Consider the following 14,735-nt stretch of genomic DNA (forward strand, 5'->3'; position numbering starts at 1 on the left):
CCATTCGTCTATCGGCTTCATCCTTTCATGCTAAGCCGATTCACAGCACGGCACCAACCCCAATCGCTCACAACGCCTCTCGTGAATCCGACAGCGTAATCGATACCGAGTCAGCGAATCGCAACGCATGCGGCTTATCTATCTCGACCTGTGCCGTCAGTACCTGTTCGTAGGACATGATGATATCAAGCACTTCCCGGGTCATGCGTTCCAGTAGCAGGAAGCGATTGTCTTCCACATGTGCGATCAGGTGCTTGGTAATAGTGCGATAGTTGAGCGCCTGATCGATATGATTGAATTGCACGGCCCGCGCGGCCCGGTAGCGAATCACCGCATTGATCACCACATCCTGACGGTTTGCGATTTCCTCTTCCTTGATGCCGATATAAGTACGAAGACGCAGGTTCTTGATACGAATGGTGGCCAAGTCGTGATCGAAATGCTGGTCGTTAAGCGCATGCAACGGCATGAGGATCCCCTTCGAATGGAAAATGGCTACCACTCAGCGGCCGTGAACCAGGGTGAGAAACTCCTGGCGGGTCGGCTGGTTATCGCGGAAAGCCCCCAACATGACCGAACTGGTCATGCTCGAATTCTGTTTCTCCACCCCTCGCATCATCATACACATGTGCTGGGCCTCGATGACCACAGCCACCCCTCTCGCCTCAGTGACCTGAAGCACCGCCTCGGCAATCTGTCGCGTGAGGTTTTCCTGGATTTGCATCCGCCGGGCATACATGTCGACAATACGTGCGAACTTGGACAGCCCCAGTACCTTACCACTTGGCAGATAGGCAATGTGGCACTTGCCAATGAATGGCAACAGGTGGTGCTCGCACATCGAGTAGAGCTCGATATCCTTGACCAGCACCATTTCATCGGTTTCGGACTCGAATACCGCGCCATTGACCAGTGCTTCCAGCGACTGGGAATAGCCGCGGGTCAGGAACTGCATCGCCTTGGCGGCACGTTTGGGTGTATCACGCAGCCCCTCACGCTCGGGATCTTCTCCCAAGCCGCTAATGATCTGACGATAGTAATGGGCGAGTTCTTCGGTCATCGTTCGGCCTATTGGTCAGGGTTGTAGCACACCCTTTATTTTTACAGTCTTTATGCAAACAAAACGCGCGCGTACAACAATATCTGGCATCAAACGTCAATTCTATCCCAACCGTCGCCACAACGCAGGAGCATAAGCGACAGTACCTCCGCGACAACCTGCCTCGCTGCGTCGCCACCACGATCATGCTAGAATCGTCGCCCTGATTTCCCCTGCCTGGCTCTGGTAAAGTCGTCTGGCGAAAGCGCTTGGTAGTACTCGTTCGCGTGACGATCTTTCGTACAGAGAGACTAGGGGCCGTTCCATCCTCGAGGGCTCAGACCATGATGAAACGATACTTGAGTACATTGCTGATGGTCGGCCTAACGCTGCCCCAGGCTGCCATGAGCGACACGTTGCGCCTGCCTGAAGATGCCTCCTTCGCGGTCCACGTGATCGACGAGGCACACCTGACGCGAGACACCCCCACCCTTTCCGATCTGATCCTGCAACCCGTGGCAAGCCAGCAGGCCGATTATCATCTTCCCGAACATTGTCTGATCACGGCCGATGCACAGCTTGAGGGCGAGCGCGTCAGGATCTCGGCCAAGACCCTGACCTGTATCGACACCCATGGTGCCGATAGCGAAATATTCAGCGGCAAGCTCTCGGCATCGGCCATGGAGAGTGACGGCAGCTACGCCGTTGATGCCTGTATAGAAAAGCTCGGCAGCGAGTGCGAGCGTGCCGAGTTACAGCCATCGCATATCTTCCAACTGCGCTTGGGGCGAGCCTTGGCGTTGGATCCTCAAGACAACCCTGCCGCCCGAATCAACGAACAACGCCGCCAAGCCGAGGGAGAAGGAATCGCCAACCCGATTCCCAATGAGCGCCCGGATCCCGACGAAGACTGACCGCCGCGTGTTTCCATGACGTCGTGATGCTTCGTTGTCCACCACTGCGAATGCCGCGATCTTGGACACAGCCCGCCTGCGTCTTTGAGACAAGCCCCAACACGCGCTCCATGACCTCAAGTACGTGTTGGGCAAGGAGAGATGCAAACTTGCGACTATAATAACGGCATGCGAACACTCAGAATAACAGCATGCGCACACTCCGAAAATTCCACCAGCTCCCCCACGCCCGGAAAATCATGCTCATGGAAGCTGCTTATCTGCTGCCGTGGGCATGGGTTCTGGTAAGAGTTCTGCCGTTTCGGTTCTGGTCACGCGGGCTGGGCAAGCCGACACCGGGAGAAGCCGCCCCCTCCGCTGCCTCCACCGATAAACGGACGCGAGACATCTGCTGGGCTGCCATGGCCGTCAATAACGCTTCCGGCGGTCGATTCACCTGCCTGATGCTGGCCATGACCGCCCAATGGATGCTGAACCGACGCCGCATCTCCAACAGCCTGGTTCTGGGTACGCAGACCGAGCAAGGCGCTGACAACCGGCTTGCCATGAAGGCCCATGCTTGGCTGCGGGACGGCACGCGAATCGTACTGGGACAGCATGGCGGCCAGTACACTGCGGTTTCCAGTTTTGTCAGAACGTACCACCATCATGTCGATGGATGATGCACGATGAGCGCCATTCTCGGTCGTATCCACTTTTCCGGTGACCCGGTCGACCCACATGGGTTTCAGGCGGCGATGACGGCTCTGAGCACCTATGGACGAGAAGGCTCCGACGTCTGGATCGATGGCCCCGTCGCGCTAGGCTATCAGCACCTTGTGATCAGCCCCGAGTCGGCCCATGAAGCCCAACCCTTGGCGCTTGATGGACTGGCCATCGTCGCCGATGCCATCATCGATAACCGCGAACAACTGCTCGACCAGTTGCTTCTCAACAGCAACGGCCGTGCAGCTATCCCCGATAGCCAGATTATACTGCACGCCTACCGGCGCTGGGGCCGAGAGTGCGTCTCCCGCCTGGAGGGCGATTTTGCCTTCGCCATTTGGGATACACGCCACCAGGCCCTGTTTTGTGCCAGGGACCATATCGGTTCTCGGCCGCTATTTTTTTACCATGGCGACGACCGGTTCCTGTTCTCGACCGATATCCGGGGCTTGCTGGCCTTCAGTGATATCAGCTTTACCATTGATGAATATCGGGTGGCCTCGTTTCTGATCTGGCCCCTTGATGCCAACGAGAACAGCTTCTTCCAGCACATCCGGCATGTACGGCCAGGGCACTATCTCCATGCGTGCCGTGGACGACTGGAACAGCAGCCCCACTGGCACCCGCAGGAGGTGGCGAGCATTCGCTATCGACACCGAGAAGAGTACAGCGAGCATTTCAGGGAACTGCTGGAAGCTGCAGTGGCCGACCGCCTGAGGACCCGCTTCCCCGTAGGCTCCCATATCAGTGGAGGGCTCGACTCCACCGGGGTGACGATTCTCGCCAACCGCCTTCTTCGCGCCGAGAGTCGCGAGCTGGACATGAGTTATACCTGGGCGCCACCGGTGTCGGAGCGCTACCCCCTATCCAACAGCCCACGCGACGAGCGCCGAATCATCGCGGATATCTGCCAGCGGGAAGATATCGCATGCCATTATGGAACCGCGACAGGCCGAGATTTCCATGATTTTCTGGCTCGAGATATCGCTGTGGAGGGCTCCACGGATCTGTTCGAGGAGCTGCCGGTCATGGCGCATGCCGGCCAGCGAGGCATCCGGGTGATCCTTTCCGGCTGGGGCGGCGATGAATCCGCCACTTTCAGCACAAGGGGTTACCCCGCGTATCTGCTCAAGCGAGGGCAATGGTTGACACTGTTCGACGTGACACGGATCAGCGCCGGCGGCCTGCGCCACGTCATGCGTATGGCCAGATTCTTGTGGCAGTCGGCCCTGCTGCCGTTGATGCCCGATGCAGTTTATGACCGTTTCACCCCCTTCCTGAGAACCGATCGACTCGAGCAGTTCATCCGTCCGGATTTCATTGATCGCTTTCCACAGGTCTGGAGCCAGCGAGGACTGGCATGGCGAGAGTATGCCGATCCCATGAAAATACAGGCGATACTGCTGCAGAATGGGCACCTGGCCAGCCGCATGACGACATGGGCCAACTGGTCAGCACCACAAGGTCTCATCTACCGCTATCCACTAACGGACATTCGTCTACTGCGCTTCACTATGGGCCTTCCTCCTGACCTGCTTTGGCATAACGGCGTAGCGCGTTACCTCTATCGGAACGCGCTCAGGGACATACTGCCTCGCAATCTTGGCAAGCAGGATATCAGCAACGAACAAAAGCGCATGGACATGCGGCTGGAGTGCTGGCGGCTGCTGGCGGACGAGGCAAAAAATGGGCAGTTCCGGCAGTACTGCGACTGGTTGGACACTCCGTCCTTACACGCCCGTATCATGGATGTCCCGGAGCACGTTTCTTCTCATAACCTATTGAAATTTATCCCACTTCCCTCGACCTTGCAGACATGGCACCTGTGGCGGCGATACGGTACGTTCGATCGAAGAACATATCGCCAAACAGCCTCGAGGGCCTTACCAGAAAACACTTGACATTAATAGCCAAGCGGCCAATTCTTAACAAAGCATTACATTTCGGAAATGTAAAAGGTGACCGATCCCAATTCGGTTTGGAGAGGGAAAGTCCATGAAGAACGGCAAAGATTCATCTAGCCAGAATAGCCAGAACAAAAGTGCCTGGGTCACACCCGAGCTGTTCGTGATGAGCGTCGAGCAGACACTTTCAGGACGGCGGAACAACCCATCAGAAAGTATGTCATCGAGTAATGCTTCATCCCATGTTCCAGGCACCCTAAACTCATAAACAATAGCGAGACAAACACAAAATCGTGCCATTCTGTTCGATAAACTTGGTTTATTCGAATAAAAACATAGTGTCTTTACATCCCTTTCATTCCGACAAAGTTTCTTCGGAAGGGATTTTTTATTCTTGTAAAAGTATAAAAACCTTCCCGCTGAGCATTTTAAAATAGGGATTTTTTATGGATTTATCGAACAAAGTAAGCCGCGAGAAAGGCCCACTGGCCTCACAAGTAAACGACGACCTGGTCATTTTCAGTGCTCGAAATGGCATGTACTACGGTACCCAAATCGTGGGAAATCGCATCTGGTCGCTTATTGAGCACGAAACTACCATTTCCGCCATCTGCGAAAAGTTACTGAGAGAATTCGAGATCGATCGTGACACTTGCACACAAGAAGTCGTTGCGTTTCTGGAGCAACTCAATCATGAAGGGCTGATCAAGGTCCGGTAAATAATTGCTAGCCCATAAATTTCTTGACAGTGACGGCACGGCGATCAATTCTTAACAAACCTTTACATTTAATTGCATGTAAGGGAAGTCATTGGTCCCGCAACCGAGTCCACGTGGGAGGTCCCATAATGGACAACACACAATCATCCTGCAAACAAAAGAGTGCCTGGGTCACACCCAAGCTCTCCCACATGAGTATTGAGCAGACCCTTTCAGGACTACTACCTAACCCATCTGAAACCATGGCAAATTTCCACTCTTCCGAGAACGTCCCAGGTGGTCTCGAGTCATGAGATTAGTGTGACAGCCTTAGGACGATTATGATTGGAGAAGTCCCTTTTCGCTTATCAAGCGAAAAGGGCTTTTTTTCAGAGTCCCTTTATTTGCGACATCGTTACTGCGGCTCGCGGGAATTGAGTCGTTTGATCAGCCCGCGGAACGGTCGGCTCAGCAGGTACAGCCACTGATAGCAGGGTCGCAGAGGCCAGCTTTCGTAGTCGGAATAGCTCGGCTGCAAGGGGCTCACCCAGCCCCTTATCCTCCACCATAACCGATGGGGAAGGCTAGTCTGCCAGGCAAAAGCAAAATCAGGCGTAGGATTCCCATTGCGCAGAAACACTTCCACCTCGCGCGCCCCTTGCAGGTTGATCAGGCAAGCCTCGACCAAGGCCTTGCCGTGATCGCTGATTGTCTCGTTGCGCCACGGTTCAAGCATGGCGCAGGCCTGATAAAGCTCCAACGAGGCTTCGAGGGTGGCAGTCAGATTGCGCCGCCTGGCACAGGCACGGACCTCTGCCAGATCGAAATCCGGGGATCGCTGCATCGCATCGAGATCGGCCAACCAATGCAAATGGGACCAGCGGTGTCGGGTATGATGCAGGCAGGCGTAGACGAAAAGCTCAGCTGAGGGCATGACCGACATCTCGATGTCATCCACCCACAGGGCTTCGGCGTTGGCCACAAGCTCGGCAGAGTCATAGATCGTACCGGCCTTGTCGATCTGCTTGTGGATCTCGATCTGAATTCCTTGAGGAGACAGCAAGGTGATGACCGTTCGCACCCGCGCGGCGAAGGTCAAGCTAGCCCGATCCGGGGCCAGGTTCCGGGGCCAGTACGGCGTGTAACCTTGTGTCAGCGCCGCTTCGAGCAGTTCCACTATTCGCTCATGAGGTACCAGCAGATCGATATCCCGACAGAAGCGCATGGCTGGCTCATCATAGTAGCGAGCTGCCAGCGCACGCCCTTTGAAGAACAGGTGAGGAATTTCCAGGGGATCCAGTAACTCCTGCACCAGTTGTCGCTGCGCGTCGGCGAGGCAAAGGTTGTATTGGACGATGGCCAAGCATTGGCAACGCATACCTTCGAGCTGTTCCGGCGGGAGGTTCTTCGGTGCGAGTTGGCACAAATGCCGATAGATCAACGGCAATACAAAGCGCTGCTCGGCCTGTTGTGCAACTTGAAACCAGTCGTCGATTCGGGAGCACAAAGCCAGGACAGCTCGTTCCTGCGCTGCCGACAATTCCAGTCGCGTCAATAGCAGCACAAGCTGTAGCGACGGCTCCAACGCGGAAGAGCTCATCGCCACTCTACCGCTCTTGACCGTGCGCGCTGCGCCGGGCTGACACTCCAATCGTGAATTCACGTCGGGGCCCGGAAGGATTGACAACCCTCACCATTTATCGTCTGCACTTCCCCACCTGCGCCTTTCAAAAGTAAACCCAATGTTTATTTTGGTAATAAAGTGTTAACACGTTTTGTAAGGCTAAGATAAAACCCCGGCTCGCCCAAGTTGAATTTCTTGATGGAAGCCTTGCAGGAAGGGTAAGGACAATGAGTGAGTTGGGGCTCGAGTCATGCCATATCAAATAATGAGTGATGCCATACTCACACTATGCCAGCCAGCGTGCATCCTCGTCCAACGCTTGGCGCTGTTGCTCCAATGTCCGGATATGACCATCCCAATAGCCTTCCTCAGCCACCCAAGGGAAGGCACGGGGAAAGGCGGGATCGTCCCAACGAGCTGCTAGCCAGGCGCTATGGCGAATCAAGCGCAGGCTGCGCAGTGGCTCGATCCATTCCAGTTCTCGACGATCGAACTCGGTGTGTTGCTCATAGCCTTCGACGATCTCGGCCAGTTGCATATGCGCTTCCTGGTCACTCTGGGCGGTCAATAGCATCCACAGATCCTGCACGGCCGGCGCCATCACGCAGTCATCGAAGTCCACCAGGCTGAAGTGTTCCTCACGTCCCAACATGTTGCCCAAGTGGCAATCACCGTGTACTCGGATAGCACGGCTAGCCGGCCAGGCTCGAGCTTTGAGTGCCCTGTGCAACTCCCCACTGATACGCTCATAAGCGCGGCGCTGACGGCGATTCAGCCAAGGGCCGGATAGCACCTGTTCACGGCTCTCGTCTACCATGCCATCCAGATCCAGGGTGCGACGATGAACGAAGGGACGGCGTTTGCCAACTGCATGCAGTTGGCCAATGACATCCCCCAACGCGAAAAGATGGGCTGGATTCTCGAGCTCCGGCGCTTGGCCTGCGACCTGGGCAAACAGTGCGAAACGAAACCCTTCCGCATGATGCAAGCTCTCACCACTTTCATTGCGCCATGGCGCGCCCACCGGCACTCCCGCCTCGTCAAGCTCGGCCAGAAAGTCGTGCTCTTCCAAGATTTGAGCATCGCTCCACCGCCCGGGGCGGTAGAACTTGACCACCCAACGGCGACGCTCGTCGTCATGAACCAGGTAGACTCGGTTCTCATAGCTGTTGAGCGCAAAAGGCTCGCCAGGCAACCACATTCCCAGCGACTCAACGGCATCGACGATGCGCTTGGGATCCAGGCGCTCGAATGGATGAGCGTTTGCGGTCATATGGTGGCACCTTGTTTGAAAACATCGTCTGAATGAATCCTAACAGAATTCACTCCTTCGGCGTTCGTGCCACCGCCCAAACTTCGACCTCCTGAGCACCAGCGGATAGACAGGCCCGCGTCAGTTCCTCCAGCGTTGCGCCTGTCGTCATTACATCGTCGACCAGTGCTACGCGCGCAGGTAACGCTGTCGTCACTGAAAAGGAATGACGCAGGTTGGTTTGGCGCTCACGGCGAGTCAGCCCACGTTGACTCGGGGTCATGCGCTTGCGTACTGCCTGGTAGCATGGCACCCCTAGGCGCTTGCTTAGACGGGTGGCAATCCAGCCGGCTTGATCGAATCCACGTTGCCGTGCCTTCAGTGGATGCAAAGGCACCCCTACCAATGCCTCGGGGCAAATCACCTCACGCGTTCCTGGACAACTCCATTCGCGACGCAATGCCTGCTCCAACAACGTCACCAACAAAGCGCCAGCACGCGGCGAGGCGGAAAATTTGAAGCGTTGCACCAACTGGGCAATCTGGTCCTGGTAGCAAAGCGGTACCCGCGCTCGCACAAAACTCGGAGGTCGATTCAGGCAGGTTCCACAGAGAAGCGCGTCGTCTGTCACGCTTCCACTCATAGGCTCGGCACACCTCAAACAAGCCGGGAGGTTCCATGGTAAGGCTACCAGACAAGGTTCACACCAAGGCTCTCCTGGCAGAGGCATTCCCAAGCAAAAGGCGCAATGCCCCGGCAGGGCATGACGCAACAACTCGTTAACCTTTTCAACCAATCTGGTTGACAGTGACACGCCAGACCCTATCATCCTTGTTAACCCAAGATCATTTATTCAGTTAACCAACGTCGATAGCTGCCCATGACCCTACTTTCTCCCGCCGAACCTCGCCACGACTGGAGCCTCTCGGAAATCGAGGCACTATTCGCCCTGCCATTCAACGACTTGCTGTTTCACGCCCAGCAGGTACATCGTCAGCATTTCGATGCCAATGCCGTGCAAGTCTCGACATTACTGTCGATCAAGACCGGGGCCTGCCCAGAGGATTGCAAGTATTGCCCGCAGTCTGGGCATTACAATACCGGGCTAGGCAAGGAAAAGCTGTTGGAAATAGAAAAAGTCGTTGCCCAGGCCCAGGCGGCGAAAGATGCCGGTGCCAGCCGCTTCTGCATGGGTGCGGCATGGCGCAGCCCTCGCGAACGCGATCTCGAGGTAGTGCTGGAGATGGTCAAACGCGTCAAGGCACTGGGGCTCGAGACCTGTATGACGCTGGGCATGGTCGATACCGACCAAGCACAGCAACTCGCCAGCGCTGGGCTCGACTATTACAACCATAATCTGGATACCTCGCCCGAGTACTATGGCGAAATCATCACCACCCGCAGCTATGCTGACCGACTCGAGACGCTGTCCAATGTGCGCGATGCCGGCATGAAGGTCTGTGCTGGCGGCATCCTCGGTATGGGCGAAGCGCCCAGCGATCGTGCAGGCCTGTTGCAGCAACTGGCGCGCCTAGACCCACACCCAGAGTCGGTGCCCATCAATATGCTGGTCAAAGTCCCAGGCACTCCTCTCGAAGACGCCGACGATCTCGACCCCATCGACTTCATTCGCGCCATCGCCGTGGCACGCATCTTGATGCCCAAGAGCCATGTGCGCCTGTCCGCTGGTCGCGAACAGATGAGTGAGTCGACCCAGGCCCTGGCCTTCCTGGCTGGCGCCAACTCGATCTTCTACGGCGACAAGCTGCTGACCACCGACAATCCAGAAGCTGAACGCGACCGCGCACTGTTCACCAAATTGGGGTTGCACCCGGAAACTCGTGAGACCTGCCAGAGCGATGTCGACGAGACCGCAGCACTTGCACGGTCGGTGGCCAAGCAAGCAAGACGTGACCTGTTCTACGATGCCACGCAGGCGGTATGACATGCTCCGCAGTTCCTGGCAGACGCATCTGAACGACCGGCTAGCACAGCGGCGTGAGGCGAAATTATGGCGTGAACGACCGATACTCGAACAAGTCGTGCGCCAACGCGACTTTGCCAGCAACGACTACCTCGGCCTAAGCGACGACCCTCGCCTGGCCGAGGCGCAAGCCCAAGGCGCCCGCCGCTTCGGCGCCGGAGCCGGCGCTTCTCATTTGGTGTCCGGTCATCTATCGCCACACCATGAACTGGAAGAGCGGCTGGCTGAACTGATGGGACGTCCCCGTGCACTGCTCTTCTCAACTGGCTATATGGCTAACCTGGGCACCTTGCAGGCACTTGGAGACAGCCACACCCAGATCTACCAGGACCGCCTGAACCATGCGTCACTCCTCGATGGAGCGGCCTTGGCTGGCGCCCGCTCGCGACGTTTCCATCATCGAGATCTCGGCGACCTCCACCGTCTGCTCGAGCGCACGCCGGCTGACAGTCGGCGGCTAGTCGTCAGTGACGGTGTATTCAGCATGGATGGCGATATCGCTGATATCACCGGTCTGGCCAGAACCTGCCAACAACATGACGCCTGGCTGATGATCGATGACGCCCATGGCATTGGCGTACTTGGAGAGCATGGCGATGGCTGCGTGGGTCAATGTTACGGCACCGACCAAGTGCCCATCCTGGTTGCCACCCTGGGCAAGGCACTAGGCTCAGCGGGCGCCGTCGTCGCTGGCGATGAACTGCTGATCGAAACCCTGATCCAGTTCGCCCGCCCCTACATCTATACCACCGCCCAGCCACCGGGTGTGGCCAGCGCCACCTTGCGAGCATTGGATATCCTGGCAACGGAGCCGGAGCGACGAACACGCTTGCACGACAATATTCATCATTTTCGCGCCGGTGCCGCTGCCCTTGGGCTGCCACTCATGCCGTCGACGACGCCGATTCAACCCCTACTATTGGGTACCAGCACCAAGGTGATGGCGTGGCGCGACACCCTGGCCAGTCATGGTTTCCTGGTCGGCGCCATTCGCGAACCCACGGTCCCGAGGGGCCAAGCACGCCTACGGCTTACCCTCAGTGCTCGGCACACGCTCAACGATATCGATGCCCTTCTCGACTGCTTGGGTGAATTGGTCAGCCATGAGTGGCAGGGAGCACAGGGGGCCACCAACTCATGAGCAAACTCGTGTTGTTATCCGGTTGGGGGATCGATGCGCGCATCTGGCAATCGCTAACGCCGTATTGGCCCAACGACATCCAAGTCGATACCCCCGACTGGCCAGGTTATGGCAATCGCCCCCCACTGAGCACTCCGGAAGACCTGGATGCCCTGGCGAATGCGATGGCCGAGGACCTCCCACGTGATGCCGTATGGGTCGGCTGGTCACTCGGCGCTCTTCTTGCCGCTCACCTGCTTGAGCGCCTACCACCTCCTAAGGCACTGGTAATGTTGGGCATGGGCTCCCATTTCACCATCGCCAAGGGGCAGAGCGGCGGTGTCACGCGCCATGAGCTCAAAGCCTTCCAACTCGCTTTTCGACGCGATTTCGAGGCCACCTGGCACCACTTCCTGCGCTGGCAACTGGGGGGCGAACCGGCTCCCCGTGCAGCACTCGAGCGCTTACTCAGCTTGATTGGACAAACGCCCCCGGCCACAAAAGAGACATTGGGCGTTGGCTTGACTCACCTCAGCTCGTTGGATGCTTCCACGCTCCTGGCCGCCCCACCCTGCCCGGTGTATCGCTGCCAAGGCGCCATGGATCCTCTCGTCGCTCCGCCGCCGAACGACACCAACATTCAGCGGCTCGAAAATAGCGGCCACTGCCCTCAGCTTTCCCAGCCAGCGGCGCTCACTCACTATTTGGTCGCAATCGCCTATCGCCATACTGCCACCGAGTATCATGCCAGGGAGGTATCGCCATGACGGTCCTGACCAAGTGCGATATCGGGGAAAGCAGCACCGAACGGCAATGGCGTCACGATTGGCGCCGCCGGGTGGCGCACGCCTTCAGTCGTGCCGCTCCACATTATAGAGAGCGCGCCAGCGCCCAGCAGGCCATGGGCGATACATTGTGGGCCAGGCTACCAGCACAAGCCAACCGTGTGCTGGACCTTGGTTGCGGCCCGGGGCACTGGACAGCCAGACTATCACAACGTTACGCCACCATCGCCTTGGGAGCCGATCTTGCCCCCGGCATGCTGAATCAGGCACGCCGCGAACATGGCGAACGTGCCCAATGGCTATGCGCCGATGCCACCAGCTTGCCTCTTGCATCCCGCTCCCTGGGGCTGGTTTTCTCCAATCTGGCCATCCAGTGGTGCCCCGACCTTGCGGCCGTGATGAACGAGCTCTACCGAGTGTTAGCACCGGGTGGCATGGCCTTGATCAACACATTGGGCCCCGGCACCTTAGCCGAAGTCCAACATGCCTGGTCATATCCAGGCCGTCCTGCCGCCATTCTCGATTTTGCACCACCGGCAACGCTACGGATGAGCGCATACCATGCAGGCTTTCGCCACATGGAGATCGACGCCACTCTTCAACGCTTTCATTATCCAGACCTCTCCGCTGTCATGGCCTCGATCAAAGGCGTGGGGGCACAGGCAGCTACTGGTGCCCGCTTGTGCCGTAAGGATATTGAGCGTGCCACACAGCGTTACGAATCGTTTCGCGAACCCAAAGGGCTGCCAGTGAGCTATCGACTTTTGACTCTCACATTGACCAAGGACCCCCTTTCCTAAATGGCCACCTATTTCGTGACAGGCACCGATACCGATGCCGGCAAGACGCTGGTCAGCGCTGCTTTGCTGGCTTTGGCCCGACGCCAAGGGCTGACGACGCTAGGCCTCAAACCCGTGGCCTCTGGCAGCGAAGTGACAGCAGATGGTTTGCGCAACGCCGACGCTATAGCCCTGCAAGCACAGTCATATCCCGCAGTAGACTATGAAACCGTAAACCCCTACGCCTTCGCCCCGGCAATCGCGCCACATCTGGCGGCTCAACAGAGTGGTAAGGAGTTGAAGATCGATGATCTGGCTCGATCTCTTGAAAGACCAATCGCCGAACGTCGCGACCTGACACTCATCGAAGGCGCGGGAGGTTGGAAGGTACCGCTCAATGGCAGTGAAGACCTGAGCGATCTAGCAGCCAGGTTCGACTTACCGGTGATCGTGGTGATCGGCTTGCGGCTCGGTGCCATCAATCATGCGCGCCTGACACTCGATGCCATCGCCGCCCAAGGGTTACGTATCGCCGGCTGGGTCGCCAATCAGATCGACCCAAATATCGCTGCATTCGATGGTAACCTGACGACACTCCGACACCAGCTTGTCGCCCCCTGCCTAGGCACGGTCCCCTATCTCGCACGACAAGATATCGATACCCTGGCCCAACAAGCGGCCGACCACCTGCAATTACCGGATTAACTCGTTGACTTGCCCCCACCTATCCGTAAAATATGGGCGGCCAACGAAAGATCGCGGATGTGGTGGAATTGGTAGACACGCTGGATTTAGGTTCCAGTGCCTTCGGGCGTGGGAGTTCAAGTCTCCCCATCCGCACCAAAAATCCTTCTAGGTTATTGTTTTTCCTAGCCTGATATTTCGATTTTCCTCTCAGGTTGGTCCCCGGCTGGTCCCCAGCGATCATAAACGAATCCATCCTTCCCCCATTCCGGTGTAAAGAAATCACCAGCACGTTTGCGTCCGCCGAAAAGTAGTATATGCTACAAAAAAATAGAATTACGTATTTTATGTAGCATTAACTACAAACATGCACTGAGGCAGAAGGATGCCAAATCTCAAGACACTACTGTCATCACCCCCCACATCGTTGACGCAGGCCGAGCGCAAGGTCGTGCGTACCTTGCTCGACGACTTTCCTCGAGCAGGACTCGGCCCCATGGCTCGCCTGGCAGCAATGGCGGGAGTCAGTGAGCCGAGCGTCATGCGGCTAGTCCGGAAGCTGGGCTTCAGCGGCTATTCGGATTTCCAACGCGGGCTGGTCGAAGAAGTCGACGAGCGCCTGCGTTCCCCACGCATGCAGTTGGACAAACAGCGCTATAAGCACCCCTTGCCCGAAAACTGGGATGACTATCTGGCTGGCACATCGTCGCTAGTTGATGAGACACGCCAACTGATGTCAGCACCAGACATCCAAGGGCTCTGCAAGCTTCTGTCTTCTCCACAGCATCATGTCTGGCTGCACGGCGGTCGCTATAGTTTCTTCCTGGCAGGATACCTACACGCGCATTTAAGACTGATGCGTGCCAATTGCCACCTGCTTCCCGACTCAAGCCATATTGCCGATGCGCTGGCCGACATTGCAGAGCAGGATATCGTGGTGGTCTTCGATTACCGACGTTATCAGCAACAAGCGCAAACCCTGGTACGGATCGCTGCTGCCCAGGGGGCACGGATCATACTGTTCACCGATATTTATGCTTCCCCCTTGCGGAAAAACGCGGACCTCGTCATCAGTGCGCCAGTCCAGTCGACATCGCCTTTCGACACACTGGTACCCGCCATGGCCCAGGTGGAAGCATTGGTTGCCTGCCTGACCCACCAATCTCACGACGCACTCGACGAGCGCCTGGCCCGCATCGACAGAATTCGCTCCGAGTTTCATGTTCACCTGATCGAGGACGCATGAC

At 57.1% G+C, this 14,735-nt stretch carries 15 protein-coding genes and 1 tRNA gene; 11 read left to right on the forward strand and 5 right to left on the reverse strand.

Annotation, left to right across the window (positions count from 1 at the left end):
• Positions 1–67: 67 nt before the first annotated feature.
• The gene (folX, locus tag L861_RS05890) at positions 68–469 is read right to left on the reverse strand and encodes a dihydroneopterin triphosphate 2'-epimerase (RefSeq protein WP_016415656.1); all 402 of its coding nucleotides are present in this window, start codon (positions 467–469) and stop codon (positions 68–70) included.
• Positions 470–502: 33 nt separating this feature from the next.
• Positions 503–1,060, reverse strand: coding sequence for a GTP cyclohydrolase I FolE (folE, locus tag L861_RS05895; RefSeq protein WP_016415657.1), 558 nt, complete (start codon positions 1,058–1,060; stop codon positions 503–505).
• A gap of 323 nt (positions 1,061–1,383) precedes the next feature.
• Here folE and L861_RS05900 point away from each other — a divergent pair, with 323 nt between their 5' ends.
• The 4 genes from L861_RS05900 (at position 1,384) to L861_RS05915 (ending at position 5,281) form a co-directional block, all read left to right on the forward strand.
• The gene (locus L861_RS05900; protein WP_021029116.1) at positions 1,384–1,953 is read left to right on the forward strand and encodes a hypothetical protein; all 570 of its coding nucleotides are present in this window, start codon (positions 1,384–1,386) and stop codon (positions 1,951–1,953) included.
• A 245-nt stretch (positions 1,954–2,198) separates the two neighbouring features.
• The gene (locus tag L861_RS23540) at positions 2,199–2,615 is read left to right on the forward strand and encodes a lasso peptide biosynthesis B2 protein (protein ID WP_021029117.1); all 417 of its coding nucleotides are present in this window, start codon (positions 2,199–2,201) and stop codon (positions 2,613–2,615) included.
• Positions 2,616–2,621: 6 nt separating this feature from the next.
• On the forward strand, positions 2,622–4,559 hold the full coding sequence (locus L861_RS05910) for an asparagine synthase-related protein (protein WP_016415660.1): 1,938 nt from the start codon (positions 2,622–2,624) through the stop codon (positions 4,557–4,559).
• 449 nt (positions 4,560–5,008) lie between these two features.
• On the forward strand, positions 5,009–5,281 hold the full coding sequence (locus tag L861_RS05915; RefSeq protein ID WP_016415661.1) for a PqqD family peptide modification chaperone: 273 nt from the start codon (positions 5,009–5,011) through the stop codon (positions 5,279–5,281).
• 394 nt (positions 5,282–5,675) lie between these two features.
• On the opposite strand, the gene L861_RS05920 is transcribed toward L861_RS05915, so the two are convergent.
• From L861_RS05920 to L861_RS05930, 3 genes are all read right to left on the reverse strand, one after another.
• Positions 5,676–6,860, reverse strand: a complete 1,185-nt coding sequence (locus L861_RS05920) for a nucleotidyltransferase family protein (protein ID WP_016415662.1) — start codon at positions 6,858–6,860, stop codon at positions 5,676–5,678.
• Positions 6,861–7,170: 310 nt separating this feature from the next.
• On the reverse strand, positions 7,171–8,157 hold the full coding sequence (locus tag L861_RS05925) for a serine/threonine protein kinase (RefSeq protein ID WP_016415663.1): 987 nt from the start codon (positions 8,155–8,157) through the stop codon (positions 7,171–7,173).
• 49 nt (positions 8,158–8,206) lie between these two features.
• Complete coding sequence (locus L861_RS05930) at positions 8,207–8,767, reverse strand: ComF family protein (protein WP_236617045.1); 561 nt, start codon at positions 8,765–8,767, stop codon at positions 8,207–8,209.
• 249 nt (positions 8,768–9,016) lie between these two features.
• Between L861_RS05930 and bioB the strand changes: the two genes are divergently transcribed.
• The 7 genes from bioB (at position 9,017) to L861_RS05965 (ending at position 14,734) form a co-directional block, all read left to right on the forward strand.
• The gene (gene bioB, locus L861_RS05935; protein ID WP_016415665.1) at positions 9,017–10,081 is read left to right on the forward strand and encodes a biotin synthase BioB; all 1,065 of its coding nucleotides are present in this window, start codon (positions 9,017–9,019) and stop codon (positions 10,079–10,081) included.
• Position 10,082: 1 nt separating this feature from the next.
• On the forward strand, positions 10,083–11,261 hold the full coding sequence (gene bioF, locus L861_RS05940; protein WP_016415666.1) for an 8-amino-7-oxononanoate synthase: 1,179 nt from the start codon (positions 10,083–10,085) through the stop codon (positions 11,259–11,261).
• Positions 11,258–12,007: an alpha/beta fold hydrolase gene (locus tag L861_RS05945; protein ID WP_016415667.1), complete on the forward strand. Its 750-nt coding sequence runs from the start codon at positions 11,258–11,260 to the stop codon at positions 12,005–12,007. Before bioF ends, L861_RS05945 begins: the two co-directional genes overlap by 4 nt.
• Entirely contained in the window at positions 12,004–12,825 is an 822-nt protein-coding gene (gene bioC, locus L861_RS05950; RefSeq protein WP_016415668.1) for a malonyl-ACP O-methyltransferase BioC, read from the forward strand. Before L861_RS05945 ends, bioC begins: the two co-directional genes overlap by 4 nt.
• On the forward strand, positions 12,826–13,509 hold the full coding sequence (gene bioD / locus L861_RS05955) for a dethiobiotin synthase (protein ID WP_016415669.1): 684 nt from the start codon (positions 12,826–12,828) through the stop codon (positions 13,507–13,509). It begins immediately after the preceding gene.
• 53 nt (positions 13,510–13,562) lie between these two features.
• Positions 13,563–13,647: transfer RNA gene (locus L861_RS05960), tRNA-Leu, on the forward strand.
• 226 nt (positions 13,648–13,873) lie between these two features.
• Positions 13,874–14,734 (forward strand): MurR/RpiR family transcriptional regulator, encoded by an 861-nt coding sequence (locus L861_RS05965; protein WP_016415670.1) that lies wholly within the window; start codon positions 13,874–13,876, stop codon positions 14,732–14,734.
• The last annotated feature ends 1 nt before the right edge of the window (position 14,735 follow it).

The organism is Litchfieldella anticariensis FP35 = DSM 16096 (assembly GCF_000409775.1).
GTDB classification, from domain to species: Bacteria; Pseudomonadota; Gammaproteobacteria; order Pseudomonadales; family Halomonadaceae; genus Litchfieldella; species Litchfieldella anticariensis.

What these genes read in the sequence shown, in the direction of transcription:
- L861_RS05965 (WP_016415670.1), top strand. Translation starts at nt 13,874, where the DNA reads ATGCCAAATCTCAAGACACTACTGTCATCACCCCCCACATCGTTGACG.
- folE (WP_016415657.1), bottom strand. Translation starts at nt 1,060, where the DNA reads ATGACCGAAGAACTCGCCCATTACTATCGTCAGATCATTAGCGGCTTG.
- L861_RS05945 (WP_016415667.1), top strand. Translation starts at nt 11,258, where the DNA reads ATGAGCAAACTCGTGTTGTTATCCGGTTGGGGGATCGATGCGCGCATC.
- folX (WP_016415656.1), bottom strand. Translation starts at nt 469, where the DNA reads ATGCCGTTGCATGCGCTTAACGACCAGCATTTCGATCACGACTTGGCC.
- L861_RS05910 (WP_016415660.1), top strand. Translation starts at nt 2,622, where the DNA reads ATGAGCGCCATTCTCGGTCGTATCCACTTTTCCGGTGACCCGGTCGAC.
- L861_RS23540 (WP_021029117.1), top strand. Translation starts at nt 2,199, where the DNA reads ATGGAAGCTGCTTATCTGCTGCCGTGGGCATGGGTTCTGGTAAGAGTT.
- bioB (WP_016415665.1), top strand. Translation starts at nt 9,017, where the DNA reads ATGACCCTACTTTCTCCCGCCGAACCTCGCCACGACTGGAGCCTCTCG.
- bioD (WP_016415669.1), top strand. Translation starts at nt 12,826, where the DNA reads ATGGCCACCTATTTCGTGACAGGCACCGATACCGATGCCGGCAAGACG.
- bioF (WP_016415666.1), top strand. Translation starts at nt 10,083, where the DNA reads ATGCTCCGCAGTTCCTGGCAGACGCATCTGAACGACCGGCTAGCACAG.
- L861_RS05925 (WP_016415663.1), bottom strand. Translation starts at nt 8,157, where the DNA reads ATGACCGCAAACGCTCATCCATTCGAGCGCCTGGATCCCAAGCGCATC.
- bioC (WP_016415668.1), top strand. Translation starts at nt 12,004, where the DNA reads ATGACGGTCCTGACCAAGTGCGATATCGGGGAAAGCAGCACCGAACGG.
- L861_RS05920 (WP_016415662.1), bottom strand. Translation starts at nt 6,860, where the DNA reads ATGAGCTCTTCCGCGTTGGAGCCGTCGCTACAGCTTGTGCTGCTATTG.
- L861_RS05915 (WP_016415661.1), top strand. Translation starts at nt 5,009, where the DNA reads ATGGATTTATCGAACAAAGTAAGCCGCGAGAAAGGCCCACTGGCCTCA.
- L861_RS05900 (WP_021029116.1), top strand. Translation starts at nt 1,384, where the DNA reads ATGATGAAACGATACTTGAGTACATTGCTGATGGTCGGCCTAACGCTG.